Raw genomic sequence first — 19,812 nt, forward strand, 5'->3', positions numbered from 1 at the left:
TTCACACCACTCACTGCACGCGCCTCGGGTCCAGCGCGTCGCGCAATCCGTCGCCGACATAGTTGATGGACAGCACGGTCAGGAAGATCGCGAGGCCCGGGAAAAGCGCCCAGTGCGGCGCGAAGTCCAGGTGGTCCTTCGCGTCGAACAGCAGCCGCCCCCAGGTCGGGATGTCGGGCGGGAAGCCGAGGCCGAGAAAGGACAGCGTGCTCTCCGCGATGATCGCGGCCGCGACGTCGATGGTCGCCGCCACGATCACCGGCCCCAGGGCATTGGGCAGGATGTGGCGCACCACCAGCCGCGTGCGGGACGCGCCGAGCGCGCGCGCGGCCTCCACGAATTCCTTCTCGCGCAGCGACAGGAACTGCGCGCGCACCAGGCGGGCGACCGGCATCCAGCGGAAGCCCCCGATCACGGCGACGATCAGGATGAAGACCCCCATTTCGGGCCCGACGACTTCCTTCAGGCTTTCGCGGAAAAGGTAGATGATCAGGAGCAGCAGCGGCAGCGGCGGCAGCGCCAGGAACAGGTCGGTCAGCCACATCAGCGCCGCGTCCACCCGCCCGCCGGCCATGCCGGAGACCGCGCCGACCAGCACGCCGACGCAGACCGCGACCGCCATCGCTGCGAAGCCGACCGCGAGCGAGATCCGCCCGCCATACAGCATGCGCGCCAGCAGGTCCTGGCCGAGGTCGTCGGTGCCGAGCGGATGCTCCCAGGACGGCCCCTTCAGCCGCGCAGAGAAGTCGATCTCGTCGATCGGCAGGGTCCAGACCAGCGGCCCGACCAGCACCGCCAGGATCAGCAGCAGCAGGATAACGCCGCAGGCCACCGCCAGGCGGTGCTTGCGGTAGCGCCGCCAGACCTCCTCCCAGGGGCCGATCCGCTTGCGGGCGGGTACCGCGCTAGCTGTAGCTGATGCGGGGATCGAGCCAGCCATACAGGATGTCCGCGAGCAGGTTGAACAGGATGACCAGGGCGGCGAAGACGAAGGTGATCGCCATGATCACCGGCGTGTCGTTGGCCAGGATGGAGGTGATGAGCAGGCTGCCGATGCCGGGCACACGGAAGATCTGCTCGGTCACGATGGCGCCGCCGAAGACCGCCGGCATCTGCAGCGCGACCAACGTGACCACGGGGATCATCGCGTTGCGCACCACATGCTTCATCGTGACCGTGCGTTCCGTCAGCCCCTTCGACCGCGCCGTCGTGACGTAGTCCAGCCGGATCACGTCGAGCACCGCCGACCGTACGAAGCGCGTCAGCGCCGCGCCCTGGAACAGGCCGAGCACGGTGACCGGCATGATGCTCTGGCGGAACTGCTCCCACCACCAGCGCCAGCCCGTGGCGTCGAGGTTCGTGCGGTAAACGAAGGGCAGCCAGTCCAGCGTGATGGAGAACAGCAGGATCAGCAGCAGCCCCGTGAAGAAGGTCGGCAGCGAGAAGCCGATGAAGGCGAAGGTGTTGGCGACCTGGTCGAAGATGGAATAAGGCCTGGTCGCAGCGAAGATGCCGACAGGCAGCGCGACGGCGAGCGCGAGGACCTGGGACGCGCCGATCACCAGCAGCGTGGTCGGCACCCGCTGCAGGATCAGCTGGTCCACCGGGATGCGGCTGACGAAGGAATAGCCCCAGTCGCCCTTCAGCATCGCCGTCAGCCAGGACAGGTAACGCAGGTAGATCGGATCATCCAGCCCGAGGCTGGCGCGCAGGTTGGCGCGCACCTCGGGCGGGATGGCGGGGTTCGTGGTCAACTCCCCGAAAGGATCGCCAGGCGCCAGCGCCAGCACGACGAACAGGATCACGCTGATCCCGAGCAGGCTCGGGATCGCGATCAGCAGGCGACGGGCGAGGTAGTTGGCCACGAGGGGATCAGGTCTCCTTGAACCAGTCGGCGATCATCCAGTGGTAGTTCTCCCAGCCGCTCAGCATGACGTTCATCTGGTTGGTCCGCCCGCCGACATTCGGGCGGTTCAGCAGCGGGATGATGTGGTTGCTGTTGCAGACGATGTCGTTCAGCCGGATGATCAACGCGGCGCGCTTGACGGGATCCATCTCGCTGTCGGCCTCGCGGAAGACGCGGTCGTATTCCTCGCTGCGGAAGCGCAGCACGTTGCGCCCCTGCCAGCTGTTGGCCTTGGACGAAATCTCCCAGGACACGTACTGGTTCATGAAGGTCTGGGGGTCGGCCTCGGTCATCGTCGTCGTGTACATCTGCATGTCGCAGTAGAACTTCGGATAGGTATCGGGATTGCCGACGTCGGAGGAGAAGAAGACGCTCGCGACCACCGACTTCAGCTCGAGGTCAATGCCCGCGCGCTGCGCGGCCTGCTTGATCAGCGCCTGGGTGCGCTGGCGCGGCGCGTTGACGGAGGTCTGGTAGACGAAGCGCAGGCGGACGTTGTTCTTGGCGCGGATGCCGTCGCGGCCGCGCACCCAGCCCGCGCGGTCCAGCACGTCGTTCGCCTTCTGGATGCTGAACTCCCACTTCGTGTTGGGGGAGCGGAAGCGCGGCGGGTTGTTCAGGAAGTTCGAGGTCACGATGCCGGCGCGGCCGTAGATGAACTGCTGCAGCGAGGTCTTGTCGCAGAGATAGGTCATGGCCTCGCGCACCGCCGGGTCGGAGAAAGCGGGATGCGTGGTGCGGATGGACGACCGCTCGCCGTCCACTTCCTGGTTGGGGTCGGTGGGATTGAGCTGGATGAACTCGATGTTCGCGGTCTCGGCGAGCACGACCTTGCCGCGGCCCGCGGCTTCCATGCGCGCGAGCACCTCTTCCTCGACCTGCAGGTTCCAGGCGAAGTCGAAATCGCCGGTCTGCAGCACCGCGCGCGCCGCGGACACCGCGTCGCCGCCGCCCTTGATCTCGATGGTGTCGAAGAAGGGCCGGTTCTCCCGGTGGTAGTTCGGGTTGCGCTCGCCGCGCAGCAGGTCGCCCGGGGCGAAGCTGATGAAGCGGTAGGGGCCGGTGCCCACGGGGCGCAGATTGGCCGGCGCGTCGCGCGAAGTCGCGCCCACGAAGTTCTGGAACAGGTGCTTCGGGATGATCATCCCGCGCGAGGCCACGAAGGCGTCGGCCCAGAACGGGGTGGGCTTCGGGAACTCGATCCGGACGGTGAGGTCGTCGACCTTCACCACGTTGATGCCGGTGTAGCTGCCTGAGGTGACGGCCGCCGTCGCGGGGTTCTTCGCGTATTCCCAGTTGAAGACGACATCGTCGGCTGTGAAGGGCGTGCCGTCATGCCAGCGCACGTTGGGCTTCAGCTTCCAGATCACGAAGCGGCCGGCATTGTCGAGCGTGCCGTTGTCCGTGCTCGGGATCTCGGCCGCGAGGATCGGCACCAGCGTTCCGTCGGCGGCCCAGCCGGCCAGCGGCTCGTAGAAGACGCGCGCGGCTTCCTGGTTGGTGCTGCCGTTCGCGAAATGCGGGTTCAGCAGCGTCGCGGCCTGCCAATAGAGGATCTTCAGCGGCCCGCCGCCGCCGGCGCGCGTCGCCCGGTAGCCCGACTGGAAGGTGGATTGCGCATGCGCGGCGCCCGTCACCGCGAGAAGCTGGGTCGCCATCGGCGCGGTCAGGCCGAAGGCGGCGACCCGGCTCATGAAGCCGCGGCGTGACAGCTTGCCATCCTTCACGCGGCCGATCAGCCGGCGGAGCTTGTCCTCGATCATGTCTCGTTCTCCCTTGCCTCCGGCGGCGAAGACCTGCCGCCTGCTTACGCGATGCGCACGCTAGCCGGGAACCGCCCGGCCCGCGAGTTTTTCCGCCCTCGCACGGATCAGCCCTGCGGACTGCCCAGTTCCTGTTCCACCACGCCCACCCACCAGGCAACCCCCATCGGGATGATGTCGTCGTTGAAGTCGAAATGCGGGGTATGAAGATTGGCCGACCTGCCGTCCGGCCCGGCCCCCGCGCCGATGAACATGAAGGCGCCGGGCCGCTTCTCCAGCATCAGCGCGAAATCCTCGCCGCCGGTCACGGGCGGGAAATGCGCGTCCACCTCGGACGCATCCACCAGGCCGCGCGCCGCTTCCAGCGCGACATCGGTCTGCTCGGCGTGGTTGACCAGCGCGGGCACGCCGCGTCGGTAGCTCGCCTCAGCCGTGCAGCCATGCGTCGCGGCCAGGCCCTGGGCGAGTTCCGCGATGCGGCGCTCCAGCAGGTCGCGGATGGCCGGCGAATAGCTGCGCGACGTCCCGGTGACCGTCAGCTCCGCCGGCATGACATTGGGCGAGATCGGCGAACCGCCTTCGATCGAGCCGACGGACAGCACCGCCGCTTCCACCGCCGGCACGTTGCGCCCGACGATGGTCTGCAGGGCGAGGACGAAATGCGCCTGCACGATCGTCACGTCGGTCGCGAGGTGCGGCGTCGATCCGCCATGCCCGCCGGTGCCGCGGAACACCACCTTCCAGCTGTCCGCGGCCGCCAGCGCCGGGCCCTTCCGCGTCGCGAAGGTGCCGGCCGCGATGGTCGGCTTGTTGTGCAGGCCATAGACCGCGTCGCAGGGAAAGCGGTCGAACAGCGCGTCGTCCAGCATGGCCTGCGCGCCGCCGCGACCTTCCTCGGCGGGCTGGAAGATCAGGTGGACGGTGCCGCCGAAGTCGCGGTGGGCCGCCAGCCAGCGCGCCGCGCCGAGCAGCATGGTGGTGTGCCCGTCATGCCCGCAGGCATGCATCACGCCGGGACGCTTCGACGCATAGGGCTTGCCCGTGGCCTCCGGGATCTGCAGCGCGTCCATGTCGGCGCGCAGCCCGACGGAGCGATTGCCCGGCCGCGTGCCGCGGATCGTCCCGACCACGCCGAACCGGCCGACGCCCTCGGTCACCTCGATGCCGAGCGAGCGGAGTTCCTGCGCCACCAGGGCCGAGGTCCGCGCTTCCTCCATGCCGAGCTCGGGGTGGGCGTGGATGTCGCGCCGGATGGCGACGAGGTCCGCCGCAAAGGCGCGCACGCCCTCGACCACCGGATGTCCCATGGAAGCTTCCCTGTTCATTGAGGACAGCATGGACCGGGATGAGCCGGCAGGCCAGACGGGGGGCGTCACTTGCCCGCCCGGCCGACCAGCGCCGTCAGCCGCCGGGACGCCGCGCGCTGCGCCGCCTTCTCGATCGCGCGATAATCCGCGACCAGCTTCCGTCCGGCCTCGGTCAGGCTGGCCCCGCCGCCGCGATGCCCGCCCGGCGCGGCCTCCACCACCGCGGTGCCGAGCAGACGGTTCAGCGCATCCACCAGTTCCCAGGCCCGGCGGTAGCTCATCCCCAGCGCGCGGCCGCCCGCGGAGATCGAGCCCTCGCGCCCGATCGCCTCCAGAAGCGCGATCTTGCCCGGACCGATCCGCCCGCGCGGCAGGTCGATCCGCAGGCTCAGCGATCCCCGGGTCACGGCCCCTGCCTCATGGAGGCGTCACCACGCGGTGATCGAAGGTCACGGCCTTGATCAGCGCGAAGATCGCCTGCCCCTCCCGCAGGCCGAGCTCGGCGACCGCTTCGCGCGTCACGCGCGCCAGGATCGGCGTCGGGCCGACCAGCAGCCGGAGGAACACTTCCTGCGGCTCGCCGCCAGGCGCAATGGCGGCGAGCGTTGCGGGCAGGATGTTGCGGATCGACACGCCGCGCGGCGCCTCGGTGGCGACGGAGACGTCGCGCGCGCGCAGCCGCAGGCGAAGCCGCGTGCCCGGCGGGCCGGGCCGATGCGAGGTCAGCAATTCGCCGCCGTCGAACACCAGGCGGATCAGCTCGCCGCGCGGCTCCGCCACGACGCAGGTGACCAGCACGCCGGCATCACGGCGCCAGGCGAGCGGCAGATCGGTGCGGGCAGCGAGTTCCTCCACCGCGCCGACGGCCAGCGCGCGGCCGCGCTCCATCAGCACCAGCGTATCGGCCAGCGCGTCCACCTCCTCCAGCGCATGGGTGACAAGGAGAATGGGGAGCCGCGCGACGTCGCGCAGGCGGGCGAGGAAGGGCAGCACCTCCCCCCGCCGCGCCGCATCGAGCGAGGCCAGCGGCTCGTCCATGAGCAGCAGGCGCGGCCGCGCGAGCAGCGCGCGGCCGAGGGCGACGCGCTGCCTCTCCCCGCCCGAGAGACCCGCGGGCCGTCGCGCGAGAAGATGGTCCAGGCCGAGCAGTGCGACGACCTCCTCGAAGCCCGGGCCTTCCGCGTCGCGCGGCGCGCGGCGCAGGCCGTATCGCAGGTTGGTCGCAACGCTGAGATGCGGAAAAAGCCGCGCATCCTGGAACACCACGGCGCAGCGCCGGCGCTCGGCGGGCAGGTCGAGGCCGCGCGCGGTGTCCAGCAGCGCCGTGCTGCCGACCGCGATGCGGCCGGATTGCGGCCTCAGCAGCCCCGCGACGGCCGAGAGCACCGTCGTCTTGCCGCAGCCCGAGGGTCCGAAGAGAGCGGTCACGCCCGCTGCCGGCACTGCGAAGCCGACATCGAGCGCGAAGCCGTCCGGCCCGAAGCGATGGCGCAGCGCGACCTCCAGCATCAGCCGCGCCCGAGCCAGCGATGCATCCGCCGCGCCAGCAGCTCCGCCAGCAGCAGCCCGCCGATCGCCAGCGCGAAGGAGACTGCCGCAAGCCGCGCCGCGATCGCCTCCCCGCCCGGAACCTGCGTCGCGGAATAGATCGCGAGCGGCAGCGTCTGCGTCTCGCCGGGGATGTTGGAGACGAAGGTGATGACGGCGCCAAACTCGCCGAGGCCGGCCGCGAACGCCGTGACCGCGCCGGCCAGGATGCCCGGCGACATCAGCGGCAGGGTGACCGTGGCGAAGCGGTCCAGCGGCCCGGCGCCGAGGGTACACGCCGCGGCCTCCAGGCCGGGATCCACGTTCTCCAGCCCCAGCCGCACCGCGCGCACGATCAGCGGGAAGGACATCACCGCCGTCGCCAGCGCCGCGCCGTCGGTGGTGAACACCAGGCGGATGCCGAACCACTCGTTCAGCGGTGCGCCGATCGGGCCGCGCACGCCGAACAGCATCAGCAGCGCCCAGCCCACCACCACGGGCGGCACCACCAGCGGCAGGTGCACCAGCGCATCGAGCAGCGTGCGGCCGGGAAAGCGCCCGCGCGCCAGCAGCCAGGCGATCCCGACCGCCGGCAGCAGTGAGACCAGGACGGAGCGCGTCGCGACGTCGAGGCTCAGCCTGACGGCCTGCCATTCCTCCGGGGAGAGGCCGATCACCGGGCCAGCGAGAAGCCGAAGCGCTGCCAGGTCGGCGCCGCGGCGTCACCGGTGATGTGCGCGAGGAAGCCGCGGGCCTGCGCGTTCCCGGCCGCGCGGCGCGTCAGGGCGAAGGGATAGGTGATGGGCGGGTGGCTCTCGGCCGGGAATGTGCCGGCGATGCGCACGCCCGGGCTGGCCGCGGCGTCGGTGGCGTAGACGATGCCGAACGGCGCCTCGCCGCGTTCGACCAGCAGCAGGGCGGCGCGGACATTCTCCGCGCGCGCCAGCCGCGGCGCGATCGCGTTCCACTGCCCCATCCATTCCAGCGCGGCCTGGGCGTAGCGGCCGACCGGCACATGCGCGGGATCGCCGGTGGCGAGGCGCCGGTTGCCGAGGAGCGCGGCGAGGTCGGTGCCGCGCGCAAGGTCCACGCTGCCCGTCGTGCCGGCCGGCGCGACCAGCACCAGCGCGTTGCCGATCGGCGAAACGCGGGTCGCCTCCACGATCAGGCCGCGGCTCTGGACGTAGTCCATCCAGGGCTCGTCGGCAGAGAGGAACAGGTCGGCCGGCGCCCCCTGCTCGATCTGCCGCGCGAGCGCCGAGGACGCCGCAAAGGACAGCCGCGGCGCGGGGTTGCCGCGCTCGGCCCAGTCGTGGGCGAGCGCCCGCAACGCGTCGGTCAGGCTCGCCGCGGCGAAGACCGTCAGCGGCGCCTGAGCGCGCGCCGCCGCCGGCAGCGCGGCGCCAAGGGCGACGAGAGCGCGTCGGGAGAGCATGGGCGTTTCCCGGCCGTTGTGTCCGGCCGGATATAGCGCCCTGCCCTGCCCCGGTCCAGTCGCGGCCTATTCCGCCGGCGCGTGCCCAGTGGCGAGCCGCACCGGCGCGTCCTGCTGCGGGACCATCCGCGCGTGGGAAAACAGCCCCGCCGCGACCACGGCATAAGCGAAGGCGATGCCGGGGGTGACGGCGAAGCCCACGGCTTCCCCGTGCATGAAGCCGAAGAAGGTCAGCACGGCGCCGGCGGCGGCGAAGCCCGCGGCCTTGGCGAATTCCCGCTCGATCACGAAGACCGCGATGGCGGGCAGCACGAGGCCGGTCAGGATCGCGCCCTCGCCGAGCTTCGCGAGCCCGGGATAGAGCACCCCCATCTGCGCGAGCTTGTCGTAGCCCACCGCCGCGGCCGAGGTGCCCGCGGCGCCCAACGCGCCATCGATCAGCGTCTTCGCCCAGGCCGCGAGGTGCGGCACGAAGGCCAGCGCGATCGCCGGCGCGTGGTGGCGCGGGCTTTCCTGGAAGGCCTGCGCACCGATCAGCATGCCGATGTAAAGCAGGATCGGCGCGATCGCGACGACGGGCACCAGGTCGAGCAGCACCGAAGCGATGCCGAGCCAGGTCAGCACCAGCACCGCGACGCCGGTCGCGGCGGAATAGCCGATGCGCCCGCCCATCGCCTTCCAGCCGGGATGGCCGATATAGACCGCGTTGATGAAGGGGTTGCCCATCAGGCAGCCCACCATGCTGACCACGCCATCCGCCGTCAGCACGCGCGTGGTGGGATAGACGTCGCCGGCCGCCTCCGCCGACTCCACGTTGTCCATCGCCTCGACCAGGTCGTAGATGCCGAAGGGGATGGCGGTCACCAGGATGATGCCGAGGAACTCGAAGCCGCCGAAGACATGGTCGAAGGCCGGGATCGGCACGGAGAAGCCGAGATTGGCGAAGGACGCGCCGAGCCGCGCGAGCGACATGTTCCCGATGCCGAGGTCGAGCAGCGCCGAGCCCCAGCCGATGATGCAGCCCGCGATGATGGCGATCAGGCCCGCGGGCAGCCCGCGGGGATAGCGGATGCCGCCGAACCAGCCGCCGAGGATGATCGCGAAGCACAGCACGCCGATCACCGGCGTCATGTACATCTCGAGCGCCGGGCGCATGGAGATGAAGGTGATGGACACGCCCGCCAGCGTCCCGAGCAGTGCCGCGCGCGGCGTGATGCGCCGGATATAGGGCGCGACGAAGCCGCCGATCATCAGGATGATGGACTGTATGAAGACCCAGGTGAGGCCGGCTTCCCACGCCTTCACGGGGTCGCCCGTGCGCCCGAGGATCGGCAGCATGATGACGAAGGTCACGATGAACATGTGCGGGACCGACACGCCCGAAGGCAGCGCGCAGACGTCGCCGCGCCCGGTCTGCTTCGCCAGCCTGTAGGCCAGCCAGGCATAGTAGCCCGTGGACAGGAACAGCATGAGCCCGAGCGCCGGCAGGATGCGCCCGAAGACCAATTCGCCCGGCATCTGCAGCACGAAGCGCAGCAGCCCCGTCAGCACGATCAGGTTGACCAGGATGTTCGTGCCGAAGCCGAAGAAGGCGTTCCAGTCGCCCGGCGTCCAGAGCGCCGGACGCGCCTCGCCAGTGGTCGTGCTCATGCCGCCTTCTCCGTGACGCGGGGTTGCAGCGCGCGCCCGATCGCGGCGACCTCGGCGACCCAGCCGAAGATGCCGCCCTGGGCGCAGACCATCTCCAGCGCCGCGGCGTGGAAATGCGGGAAGTAGGAGCCGCAGGCGTCCGCCGCGACGATGCAGCGGAAGCCGCGGTCGTTCGCCTCGCGCACGGTGGTGTGGACGCAGACCTCGGTCGTGACGCCGGCGACGATCAGCGTCGCGATGCCGCGGTGGCGCAGCATGGGCTCGAGGTCCGTCGCGTAGAACGCCCCCTTGCCCGGCTTGTCGATCACCGGTTCGCCCGGCAGCGGCGCGCAGTCCGGCACGATGTCGTGGCCGGGCTCGCCGCGGACCAGGATGCGCCCCATCGGGCCGGGATCGCCGATCCGCATGCCGGGCGGGGAGCGGTCGAGCTTCGCGGGCGGCGCATCCGCCAGGTCCGGGCGATGCCCTTCCCGCGTGTGCATCACCGCGATGCCGGCGGCGCGCGCGATGGCGAGCAGGTCGCGGCAGGGCACGATGCAGGACGCCAGCATCGAGACGTCATTGCCCAGCGCCTCGCCGAAGCCGCCGGGCTCCAGGAAGTCGCGCTGCATGTCGATCACCAGCAGCGCGGTGCTGCCGGGATCGATCGCGATCGGACCGGGACGGGCCTCGATGACGGCCATGCCGATGCCTCCGGGGCGTGGGGCCCCCGGAAGGCTCAAGCAACTACCGTGCCTCCCTGCTGCTGGAGGTTCCAGACCGGGACGGACCGGAATCCGAGCAGGCCTGCATCAGGCCTGGGCAGCCTCTGCCTCGATGGCGGTGTCCACGCAGGCCGCGAAGCCGGGCTCCCGCGCGATCGCGCCGGCGCCGAGCATCGCCGCCTGCAGCCGGTCGAAAGCCGCCTGCGGGAAGCGCGGCGCGCGCGCCCAGATGCCGAGCGACTGGTACCGCGAAATGCCCGTCGCCAGTCGCGCGGGGTCGAGTTCCCCGAAGAAGCGCGGCCCCACCGTCGCTGCGATCCCGGACGCGGACGTGGCGTGCAGCCAGGCCAGCGTCTCCGCCATGCCGCGCACCATGCCGGTGACGGCCGCGCGCCGCGCCGCGACGCCGTCCCTTGTCGCATAGAAGGCGGTGTAGGAAGTCGGCCCGCGCGAGGCCTGGGCGTGCCAGACCGTCGCGCCCTCGGTCTCCAGCCCCGACGCGAAGGGCTCGAAGACCTGCACGAGGTCGATCTCGCCCGCCAGCAGCGCCGCCGCGTTCTCTGCCATCGTCCGGCCCGTCACGACGTCGAGCGTCGCGGGGTCCACCCCGAGCCGTCGCAGGTCGTCCTGAAGGCACCACCAGGGCGTGGGCACCTCGCTGACGACACCGAGCTTCAGGCGGGACAGGGCGCGCAGCGAGAAGCCCGAAGGCGCCTGCCCGCGCCCCATCAGGAGGAAAGGATCGCCCATCACCACCGCACCGAAGCTGACCAGCCGCGTGTCGCCGCGCGCGTGTTCCCGGATCACCCGCATCGGCCCGCTCCAGGCGAGGTCCGCGGCGCCGGACAGCAGGTTCGCCGCGGCCTTGTCGGGATCGCCGACGGTCAGCAGCTCCACCGCGATCCCCTGCCGCGCGAAGGCGTCGCGGGCCAGCGCCACATAGAAGGGCGTGTAGAAGACCGCCCGGAAGGGCTCCTGCAGGATCAATCTCTCGGCCATCGGGTTCCCTCCATCGCGCCGCGACAATATCTTCCGCCGCGCCGGATAGAAGGGGGCCCGCCGATGATCGCTCGACGTTCGCTGCTGGGCGCGCTGGCGCCCGCTGGGCTGGCGCGGCCCGCGCTGGCGCAGCCCTATCCGAACCGGCCGATCCGCGTCGTCGTGCCCTTCGCCGCGGGCGGGCTCACCGACGTCGTCGCACGCATCGTGGTGGAGCCGATGGCCGCGACCCTCGGCCGGCCCATGGTGATCGAGAACCAGGGCGGCGCCGGCAGCACGATCGGCGCGCTGACGGTCGGCCGCGCGGCGCCCGACGGCTACACCATCATGGTCGGCAGCGTCGGGCACACCGTGATGGACGTGCTCTATCCCGGCTTCCCGTATTCCCCGAGCCGCGACTTCGCTCCCGTCGCGCTGCTGACGCAGCAGCCCTTCGTCGTCGCGCTGCATCCCTCCATCCCCGCGACCGACGTGCCGTCCTTCCTGGCCTGGCTGCGCTCGCGCAACGGCGAGGCGAATTTCGGCACGGCGGGCATCGGCGCGAGCTCCCACCTCGCGGCGGAGCTCCTGCGCAAGCTCGCCGGCGTGCAGTTCACCGTCGTGCCCTACCGCGGCACGCCGCAGGCCGTCAGCGACCTGACCGCCGGCCGCGTGGACTTCATGATCGACAGCCAGACGCTGCTCGCGCCGCTGATGGCGGACAGCCGGGTGCGCGGCATCGCGGTGACGACGGCGCAGCGCTCCACCATGCTGCCGGCCCTGCCCACGCTCGCCGAGGGCGGGGTCGCGGGCTACGACGCCGCGGCCTGGCAGGCGATCTACGCGCCCGCCGGCACGCCCGCCGAGATCCGCCGCACCCTGTCCGAGGCTGCGACCCGCGCGATGCGCGAGCCCGCCGTGATCCGCCGCCTGAACGAGGCCGGCGTGGACGTCACCCCCGACAACTCGCCCGAGGCGGCGGCGCGGCACCTGGAGACCGAGGTCGCGAAATGGAGCGAGCTCGTCCGCACGCTTGGCATCCGAGGGACGTGATCAGCACTCGATCACGTTCACCGCAAGGCCGCCGAGCGACGTCTCCTTGTACTTGTGCGACATGTCGAGCCCGGTCTGGCGCATCGTCGCCACGACCTGGTCGAGGCTGACGAGGTGCCGCCCGTCGCCATGCAGCGCGAGCCGCGCGGCGTTGATCGCCTTCACCGCGCCGATCGCGTTGCGCTCGATGCAGGGCACCTGCACCAGGCCGGCGACGGGGTCGCAGGTGAGGCCGAGATTGTGCTCCAGCGCGATCTCCGCGGCGTTCTCGACCTGCGCATTCGTGCCCCAAAGCGCAGCGGCCAGGCCCGCGGCGGCCATGGCGCAGGCCGAGCCGACCTCGCCCTGGCAGCCGACCTCCGCACCCGACAGCGAGGCGTTTCGCTTGATGATCGCGCCGATCGCGGCGGCAGCGAGGAAGAAATCCTCGATCCCGGCCGGCGTCGCTTCCGGCACGAAGCGCTCGTAGTAGTGCAGCACGGCGGGCACGATGCCGGCGGCGCCGTTCGTCGGCGCGGTGACGACGCGGCCGCCCGCGGCGTTCTCCTCGTTCACCGCCAGCGCCCACAGATTCACCCAGTCCATCGCCATCAACGGATCGGCGGTATTTCGGGCAGCCTGTTCGTTCAGCCGCTGCAGCAGCCCCGGCGCGCGGCGCCGCACGCGCAGGCCGCCCGGCAATTCGCCGGTGTTGCGCAGCCCGCGCGCGGCGCAGGCGCGCATGGCGTCGCGGATGCGCGCGATGCCGGCGGACAGCTCGGCGGGGCTGCGCAGCGCCGTCTCGTTCGCGCGCATCAGCGCGGCGATGGAAAGCCCGGCGGCCTCGGCGCGGGCCAGCAGTTCCGCGGCGTCGGTGAAGGAATGCGGCACCGAAGCCGTCGCGCCGCCTTCGCCGAGCGGCCTTCCGTCCTCATCCACCACGAAGCCGCCGCCGACTGAATAGTAGGTGCGCGCGACATCGCCCGCCGTCAGCCGCAGCGCGTTCGGGTGGAAGGGCAGGGTCTCGCGCGGGCGGAAGACGATGTCGCTGTCGGGATCGAATCCGATGCGCCGCCCGTCCGGCAGCGTGATCCGCCGCGTCCGCCTCACCTCCGCCACCACCACCACGGCATCGTCGGGATCGAGCGTGTCGGGCCGCACGCCGGTCAGGCCGAGGATGACGGCGGTGTCCGTGCCATGCCCCTTCCCCGTCAGCGCGAGCGAGCCGAACAGCTCCACCGTTACCGAATCCCCGCGCAGATCGGCGGCGAAATGCGCGGCCGCGACCATGGGCCCGACCGTGTGGGAGCTGGACGGGCCGACACCGACGCGGAACAGCTCGAACAGGCCGATCCAGCCCTCGCTCATCGCGCCGGCACCAGCACGACGAAGCGGCGATACACCCAGCCCAGCGCGATGAGCGCAAGTCCCAGCCCGAGGAAGCTCAGCACGCGCCACAGCCCCTCGAGCCCGCTCATGTCCACCAGGAAGGCCTTCGCGATCGCCACCGCCATCACCCCGAGGCCCGACAGCCGCAACGCCGGCACCTTCCCCCGGATGCCGAGCGCCAGCAGCACGCCCGCCAGCAGCAGCCAGGCGCCGCTGTAGGCATAGAGCTCGGCCTCGCCGGGACCGCGGCGCCAGAAGGGGTTCAGCACCATGTCGTCGGGGTTGAAGGCGTGGCGAACCTCCAGCGTCGTCCAGGCGAAGACCCCGACGACGGCGTAGGCGCCGAGCGCGTTGCGGATCCAGCGCTCGACCTGCGTCGCGCGCGCCGCCAGCGCGGCCAGCAGCGCGGGCAGCAGATAGGCGAAGAGCAGTTCGTTGAAGACGGGCCAGGGCAGCAGCGGCTTCTGCCGCTCGATCATGGGGTTCCGCATCAGCAGCATGATGCCGAACACGACCGCCAGCCCCTGCAGCAGCTGCCAGCCCGTCGCGACCACCGGCCGCCCGCCGAGCCGCGCATCCAGCCCGCGCAGCAGCGTGGCGAGCACCGCCAGGCCCGTCACCTGGAACGCCGCCTCCCGGAAGGTCATGATGCCGTTCACCGCACCGCCACCCATGGCATGGCGGATCTCGAGCATCGTCAGCACCGCAGCGAAGGCGATCGCGCCGGCCTCCAGCACCGCGACCGTCACATCGTCGCCGCGCCGGCGGAACATGACGGAGGCCAGCGCGAAGCTCGCGGCCGGCACGCCGTAGCCGAGGAGCAACCCGTTCAGCACGGGCGCGTCGCCGAATTCGTACTCCGCCACCCAGGGGTTCAGCAGCAGCCGCGCGAGCACGACGCCGGCAACGACGAGCGCGACCTTGCGCAGCGCAGGGAGGTCGGCGCGCCCCTCGATCCAGGCCAGTGGCGGCAGGAACAGCGCGACGGCCAGCGTCAGCCACTGCTCCGACAGCACCATCGCCGCGGCCAGCGCCAGAGCCGCGGTCGCGCCCGCGGCATGCGCGCCGGCGCGTCGGGGATCGCCCTCGCGCATCGCCAACGCCGCGGTGCCGACCAGTGCGCCGGCCAGCGCCAGCGCCGCGAAGCCCCAGCCGAGGTCGAGCGCAAAGCCGCGCGCGCGGGCATAGGCGGCCAGCAGCACCAGCACCGGCACCGCGGCGACCAGCCCGGCCCAGCGCAGGGCATGCGGTGCGCGGCGTTCGAACCACAGCCCTGCCGCCGCGTGCATGGCGGCCAGCACGACGGCGCCGGCGAGGAAGGGCATCAGCGCGGCGGGCGGCCAGGGATCGCCGGGCAGGATGGCCTGGACCATGCCCTCGACGGTCACGCGCTCGCCCGGCGCGACCCAGGCGGCGATCGGCCAGGCCAGCAGCAGCAGCAGCCCCGCCAGCGCCGCCAGCCAGGGCATGCGGTCCAGCCGTGCCTCCCGCGCGCCCGCCAGCACCGCGACCGGCGTCAGCAGCAGCAGGCCCGTCGCGGGGCCGAGGCTCGTCGTGCCGCCGGTGACCAGCATCAGCCCCGCACCGGCGAGCACCGCGAAGGGAACCCAGGCCAGGCGCCGTCCGGCCTCGCTCTCCAGCGCCGTGCCCGGCAGCAGGAAGAGGTGCAGCGCCGCCGCGGCCGGCACGAAGAGCGCCGGCGCCCAGAGATCGCCCGCAGACGGCGCCATCATCCCGCCGACGATGACCCAGAGCGCCGCCGCGATCGTCGCCGCCCAGCCCAGCCAGACCGCCGCGACCTGGCGCAGCACCGCCAGCGCCGCCGCCGTGACGACCAGCAGATAGGCGAAGAGCCCGGGCAGCGACGGATCGCCCGTCGCCACCAGGATCGGCGTGGCATAGGCGCCGAGGATGCCGACCGCGGCGACCAGCGGCCCGTGCAGCAGCGCCAGCGCGATCCCCGCCAGCGCGACCACGGCCAGCAGCACGAAGCCGACCAGTGGCGGCAGCAGCGCGTAGAGCTCCGTCGCCGCATAAGCCGCACCGAACAGCGTCGCGACGCCGCCGGCGGCGAGTGCGGCCGGCACCTGGTCCGGCCAGGGGATGTTGGGGCGGTCCGGCAGCGGCCGGCGGCGCAGCCATTCCGCCGCGCCGACCAGCGCGAGCCCGAGCAGCGCCGCCAGGAAGCAGCGCATCGCGGGGCCGAGCCAGCCTTCCTCGATCGCGAAGCGCACCAGGAAGACGCCGGCCAGCAGCAGCGCGCCGGCACCAAGCCAGGTCCCCCAGCGCAGGGTCAGCAGCGCCTCGAGCCCCGGGCCGGCGGGCGCGGGGGGTGGCGCGGCCGCGGCCGCGGCCGGCACGGCCCAGGGGTTGGGCAGCGCAGCGGCTTCGGCGGTGGCGGGCTCGGGCGGCGGCGGCGCGGGTTCGGCGGCCGGCACGGGCGGTGGCGCCTGGAACGGCGCGGCGCCGGGCACCACGATGCCCTGCGCGGCCAGCGTCTGCCGCAGCGCGTGCAGCTCGCGCTCCAGCCGGCCCGCGCGGCGCCAGCCCTGGATGCCCAGCACCCAGCCCACCACCAGGCCGACCGGAATCCCCAGGCCGAGAAGGATCAGCAGGCCTTCCATTACGCCACGCTCCACGCAAGGCGCGCGGCGGTCAACTACTCCTTGATGCCATAGACCCGCATCGCGTTGTCGCGCAGGAATTTCCGCATTGGCCCGGGCCGAAGCCCCAAGGCCGCGACCTCGTCGCGCATGCGCTTGAAGAACAGCACGGGGAAGTCGGTGCCGAACATCACCTTGTCCTGCCCGTAGCTGTCGATGTAGCGCACGAAGCTGGCCGGCCAGTGCTTCGGCGCATGCGCGTCCGCGACGATGAAGACGTTGCTGTGCTTCCAGGCCATGGCGATCATCTCGTCATGCCAGGGGATGCCGATATGGATCCCGACGAGCTTGAGTTCCGGGAAGTCGCAGGCGACGGCATCGAGTGCGATGGGACGCCCGACGGAGCGCAGCGGACGCCTCGGCTCGTAGACCAGGGACTGGCCGACCTGCAGCTGGATCGGCACGCCGAGCTCGCAGCATTCCGCGTAGAACGGGTACCACCGCGCGTGGTCGGGCGGCAGCTCGAACCAGTGGGGGTATCCATGCGCGCCGATGAAGCCGTGCTCGCGCACCCAGCGGCGCAGCTCCCGCACGCCCTGCATGCCCTGGGTGGGATCGAGGCCGAGCATCCCGCTGAAGCGCTCCGGCCGCCACTGCACGAGATCGGCAACCCGCGCGGGATCGAGGTGATGGGACCCCACCAGGCCGAGCTGGCCGATCTTCGCCGCGACGAGGAAGGCGCGGCCGATCCCGGCCTCGTCCATCATCGCAAGCGTCTCCTCCTTCGTGTAGCCCGCGCGCACGCGGTCCGCATTGCGGAAGGTACCGGTGTGGAAGTCGCCGCTCCAGGAAGGTCGCGCGGCGGCGATCTCCGGCGTCAGCGGGTTGACGACGGTGTCGATGGCGAGGATGTCGTCCGGCACGTCCCGTCCCTTGGCAGCCCACGGCTTCGGCGCGAGGATCGGTCGGGACCGGGAGCAAGTCCAGCATGCCGGACGGTGTGTTCGACGAGGCACTGATCGCGCGGGTGAGAGCGCGGCGCGGTGGGCGCGTGCATGTCACGACGCGGATCAACCCCGCGCGGACGGCGCTGGTGGTGATCGACATGCAGCGCGCCTTCACGAAGGACGGCGCGCCTTCGGGGTCCGGCGGCACGACCTCCGTGATCCCCGCCATCAATGCGATCGCCGGCGCCCTGCGCGCGGGCGGCGGGCAGGTCGCCTTCTCCCGCGCGACCTTCGACGCCAGCGAGGATGGCGGCTGGCCCGGCTTCTACCGCCGCATGGTGGCGCCAGGCCTGGCGCAGGGGATCCTGGCGGCGTTGCGCGAGGGGAACGAGCTGCACGCGCTGGACCCCGCGCTGCATGTGGCGGCGGGCGACTTCGTCTTCCCGAAATGCCGCTACTCGGCGTTTGCGCCGGGCGCGTCGCCCTTGCCGGGGTGGCTCGAGGCGCGCGGGATCGCGACGGTGATCGTCGTCGGCACGCTGACCAACATCTGCTGCGAAAGCACCGCGCGCGACGCGATGCAGTGGGGCTACGAGACGATCATGGTCTCGGATGCGAACGCCGCGCGCGACCGTGCGGCGCATGAGGCGACGCTGCGGACCTTCCTGGAGTTCTTCGGGGATGTGCTGACGACGGCGCAGGTGCTGGATCTGTTGGCGGGCGGCGAACTGCGCGACTGAGCGTCTCGCAGACCCCCACCCCAGCCCTCCCCCGCAAGCGGGAAAGGGAGCGGTCGGCGGCAATTTCCCTCCCCCCGCTTGCTGGGAAGGGCTGGGACAGGGGTCAGCGCACCCTGACAGACACCAACGCCTGCGTTCCGCCGCGCACCGTCGCGATCGCCTCCTCCAGCGCCGCGTCCAGATCCGCGGCGCCCTCCACCCGCCAGCCCCTGCCGCCGCACGCCTCCACGATCCGCACGTGATCCGGCACGACGCCAAAATCGCTGAGCGGGATCGTCCCCGATGCCACCGCCGCGCCCTGCGGATACATCGCCGTCGTCGCCCGCTTCACCGCGCCGTAGCCGCCATTGTCGAACACCACTGACAGCACGGGCAGCCCCTCCGCCGCCGAGGCCTGGTGACACACCACCGGGTTGGCAAACAGATACGACCCGTCCCCCAGCGCCGCGACGACCAGCTTGTCCGGCGCCGCCAGCTTCGCCCCCAGCGCCGCCGGCAAGCCCCAGCCCAGCGATCCCACCGGCGAGGAGCCGAAGAAACCCGCCTCGTGCCGCAACGTCATCGCCGGCCGCACCAGCGGGTATTCGTTGACCAGCATCACCCCGGGCCCCGGCCCGCCCAGCGCGGCGGCCAGCCGCGCCGTGACATATGCCATCGACATCGCGTCGCCGGCGGCACGCCCCGCGGCCAGCCCGCCTTCCCGCGTTCCCGCATGCGCCGCCGCCATCGCCGTCCGTCGCGCGGCGATGCGCGCTTCATGCGGCCGCGCCGCGTCGCCCAGCGCCACCGCCAGCGCGTCGAGCACCGCGCCGGCCCGGGCCGCCACCGCAGCCTCGCCGCCGAAGCCGCGCATGGGATAGCGCCCGAACAGCGGATCCGGCCCGGCATGGAAGACCCGCGCCTCCGGCCGCGGCGAGCGGATCGCGGGAATCCAGGGCACGTCGCATTCCAGCACCAGGATCGCGTCGGCCTCCGGGAGCCAGGGATCCACCTCGAACCCGCCATGCATGGCATGCGCGTTGTCCAGGCTGTGGAAGCGCGGGCGGAATTCCACCACGCGCAGCGCAAAGCGCTCCGCCAGCGCCGCCAGCTTCGCCGGCACCGCGACATCCCGCCCCGCCGATGCCGTGATCACCATCGGGCGTTCTGCTCCGGCGAGCGCCTCCGCCATGAGCGCGATCGCACCCGCATCGGGCGCCGCCGGCGCGACCGCCGGCAGATCCGGCACCACGCCCTCCGACGCGGCCTCGGCCAGCACCTCGCGCGGCAGCAGCAGCGCGACAGGCCCCTGTGGGTCCGACATCGCGATGGCCAGCGCGCGCGCCGCCGCGACCTCGGCCTGCGATGCGCGGCGCAGCTCGTAGTCCCATTTCACGGCCTCTCGCAGCATGCCGGCCTGGTCGAACATCTCCTGCGCCCAGTGGATATTCAGGCTCCGCGCGCCCGGCGCGCCGGATTCCAGCACCGGCGTCCGGCCCGCCATGAACACCATCGGCACGAAGTCCCGCGCCGCGTTGAACAGCCCGCCGAGCGCATTCGCGGCGCCCACGTTCACATGCACCATCACAGCCTGCGGCCGGCCCGACACCATGGCATGGCCATGCGCCATCCCGACGGCCAGGTTCTCATGCGCGCAGAGGATCGGCCGCGGCAGCGCTTCCGGCCTCCTGGCATAGGCCTCGATGACGGAGGGAAAATCCGTTCCGGAATTGGCGAAGAGGCAGTCCACGCCGCGCGCCGCCAGCGCCTCCAGCAGCGCCTCGCCGGCGTTGCGCCCGTCGGCCATGCGGTCCTCCTGCCTTGCCCGTCCTCCGGGGCGAACCTAAGCTTC

17 protein-coding genes are annotated in these 19,812 nt (G+C 71.9%); 2 read left to right on the forward strand and 15 right to left on the reverse strand.

Going from position 1 to position 19,812, the window contains the following annotated elements:
* Positions 1-10 precede the first annotated feature (10 nt).
* The 11 genes from ACLF3M_RS01135 to ACLF3M_RS01185 form a co-directional block, all read right to left on the reverse strand.
* Entirely contained in the window at positions 11-940 is a 930-nt protein-coding gene (locus tag ACLF3M_RS01135; RefSeq protein ID WP_430654995.1) for an ABC transporter permease, read from the reverse strand.
* Positions 906-1,865 (reverse strand): ABC transporter permease, encoded by a 960-nt coding sequence (locus ACLF3M_RS01140; RefSeq protein ID WP_430654996.1) that lies wholly within the window; start codon positions 1,863-1,865, stop codon positions 906-908. The genes ACLF3M_RS01135 and ACLF3M_RS01140 overlap by 35 nt, the downstream gene beginning before the upstream one ends.
* Positions 1,866-1,872: 7 nt before the next feature.
* A complete protein-coding gene (locus ACLF3M_RS01145; protein WP_430654997.1) occupies positions 1,873-3,669 on the reverse strand; it encodes a peptide ABC transporter substrate-binding protein in 1,797 nt (598 codons plus the stop codon).
* 107 nt (positions 3,670-3,776) lie between these two features.
* A complete protein-coding gene (locus ACLF3M_RS01150) occupies positions 3,777-4,976 on the reverse strand; it encodes a M20 aminoacylase family protein (RefSeq protein WP_430654998.1) in 1,200 nt (399 codons plus the stop codon).
* Between the two features lie 65 nt (positions 4,977-5,041).
* Positions 5,042-5,383 (reverse strand): winged helix-turn-helix domain-containing protein, encoded by a 342-nt coding sequence (locus ACLF3M_RS01155; RefSeq protein WP_430654999.1) that lies wholly within the window; start codon positions 5,381-5,383, stop codon positions 5,042-5,044.
* Positions 5,384-5,393: 10 nt separating this feature from the next.
* Positions 5,394-6,485, reverse strand: a complete 1,092-nt coding sequence (gene modC / locus ACLF3M_RS01160) for a molybdenum ABC transporter ATP-binding protein (protein WP_430655000.1) — start codon at positions 6,483-6,485, stop codon at positions 5,394-5,396.
* Positions 6,485-7,180 carry a molybdate ABC transporter permease subunit gene (gene modB / locus ACLF3M_RS01165; RefSeq protein ID WP_430655001.1) on the reverse strand — a complete coding sequence of 232 codons (696 nt, stop codon included), beginning with the start codon at positions 7,178-7,180 and terminating at the stop codon, positions 6,485-6,487. Before modB ends, modC begins: the two co-directional genes overlap by 1 nt.
* Positions 7,177-7,938 (reverse strand): molybdate ABC transporter substrate-binding protein, encoded by a 762-nt coding sequence (modA, locus tag ACLF3M_RS01170; protein ID WP_430655002.1) that lies wholly within the window; start codon positions 7,936-7,938, stop codon positions 7,177-7,179. The genes modB and modA overlap by 4 nt, the downstream gene beginning before the upstream one ends.
* A gap of 66 nt (positions 7,939-8,004) precedes the next feature.
* Positions 8,005-9,588 carry a hypothetical protein gene (locus ACLF3M_RS01175; protein WP_430655003.1) on the reverse strand — a complete coding sequence of 528 codons (1,584 nt, stop codon included), beginning with the start codon at positions 9,586-9,588 and terminating at the stop codon, positions 8,005-8,007.
* Positions 9,585-10,271 (reverse strand): cysteine hydrolase family protein, encoded by a 687-nt coding sequence (locus ACLF3M_RS01180; RefSeq protein ID WP_430655004.1) that lies wholly within the window; start codon positions 10,269-10,271, stop codon positions 9,585-9,587. The genes ACLF3M_RS01175 and ACLF3M_RS01180 overlap by 4 nt, the downstream gene beginning before the upstream one ends.
* Positions 10,272-10,379: 108 nt before the next feature.
* Positions 10,380-11,291, reverse strand: a complete 912-nt coding sequence (locus tag ACLF3M_RS01185) for an ABC transporter substrate-binding protein (protein ID WP_430655005.1) — start codon at positions 11,289-11,291, stop codon at positions 10,380-10,382.
* Between the two features lie 63 nt (positions 11,292-11,354).
* On the opposite strand from ACLF3M_RS01185, the gene ACLF3M_RS01190 reads away from it, so the two are divergent.
* A complete protein-coding gene (locus ACLF3M_RS01190; RefSeq protein ID WP_430655006.1) occupies positions 11,355-12,323 on the forward strand; it encodes a Bug family tripartite tricarboxylate transporter substrate binding protein in 969 nt (322 codons plus the stop codon).
* On the opposite strand, the gene ACLF3M_RS01195 is transcribed toward ACLF3M_RS01190, so the two are convergent.
* The 3 genes from ACLF3M_RS01195 to ACLF3M_RS01205 are packed head-to-tail and all read right to left on the reverse strand — an operon-like array spanning position 12,324 to position 17,217.
* The gene (locus ACLF3M_RS01195; protein WP_430655007.1) at positions 12,324-13,670 is read right to left on the reverse strand and encodes an L-serine ammonia-lyase; all 1,347 of its coding nucleotides are present in this window, start codon (positions 13,668-13,670) and stop codon (positions 12,324-12,326) included. It lies immediately after the preceding gene.
* Positions 13,667-16,315 (reverse strand): DUF2339 domain-containing protein, encoded by a 2,649-nt coding sequence (locus tag ACLF3M_RS01200; protein ID WP_430655008.1) that lies wholly within the window; start codon positions 16,313-16,315, stop codon positions 13,667-13,669. Before ACLF3M_RS01200 ends, ACLF3M_RS01195 begins: the two co-directional genes overlap by 4 nt.
* 35 nt (positions 16,316-16,350) lie before the next feature.
* A complete protein-coding gene (locus ACLF3M_RS01205) occupies positions 16,351-17,217 on the reverse strand; it encodes an amidohydrolase family protein (RefSeq protein ID WP_430655009.1) in 867 nt (288 codons plus the stop codon).
* A 65-nt stretch (positions 17,218-17,282) separates the two neighbouring features.
* On the opposite strand from ACLF3M_RS01205, the gene ACLF3M_RS01210 reads away from it, so the two are divergent.
* A complete protein-coding gene (locus ACLF3M_RS01210) occupies positions 17,283-17,981 on the forward strand; it encodes an isochorismatase family protein (protein ID WP_430655010.1) in 699 nt (232 codons plus the stop codon).
* A 103-nt stretch (positions 17,982-18,084) separates the two neighbouring features.
* Here ACLF3M_RS01210 and ACLF3M_RS01215 read toward each other — a convergent pair whose 3' ends face one another.
* Positions 18,085-19,767 carry a thiamine pyrophosphate-requiring protein gene (locus ACLF3M_RS01215; RefSeq protein ID WP_430655011.1) on the reverse strand — a complete coding sequence of 561 codons (1,683 nt, stop codon included), beginning with the start codon at positions 19,765-19,767 and terminating at the stop codon, positions 18,085-18,087.
* Positions 19,768-19,812: the final 45 nt, after the last annotated feature.

It is taken from the genome of Falsiroseomonas sp. HW251, assembly GCF_050563545.1.
GTDB lineage: Bacteria > Pseudomonadota > Alphaproteobacteria > Acetobacterales > Acetobacteraceae > Falsiroseomonas.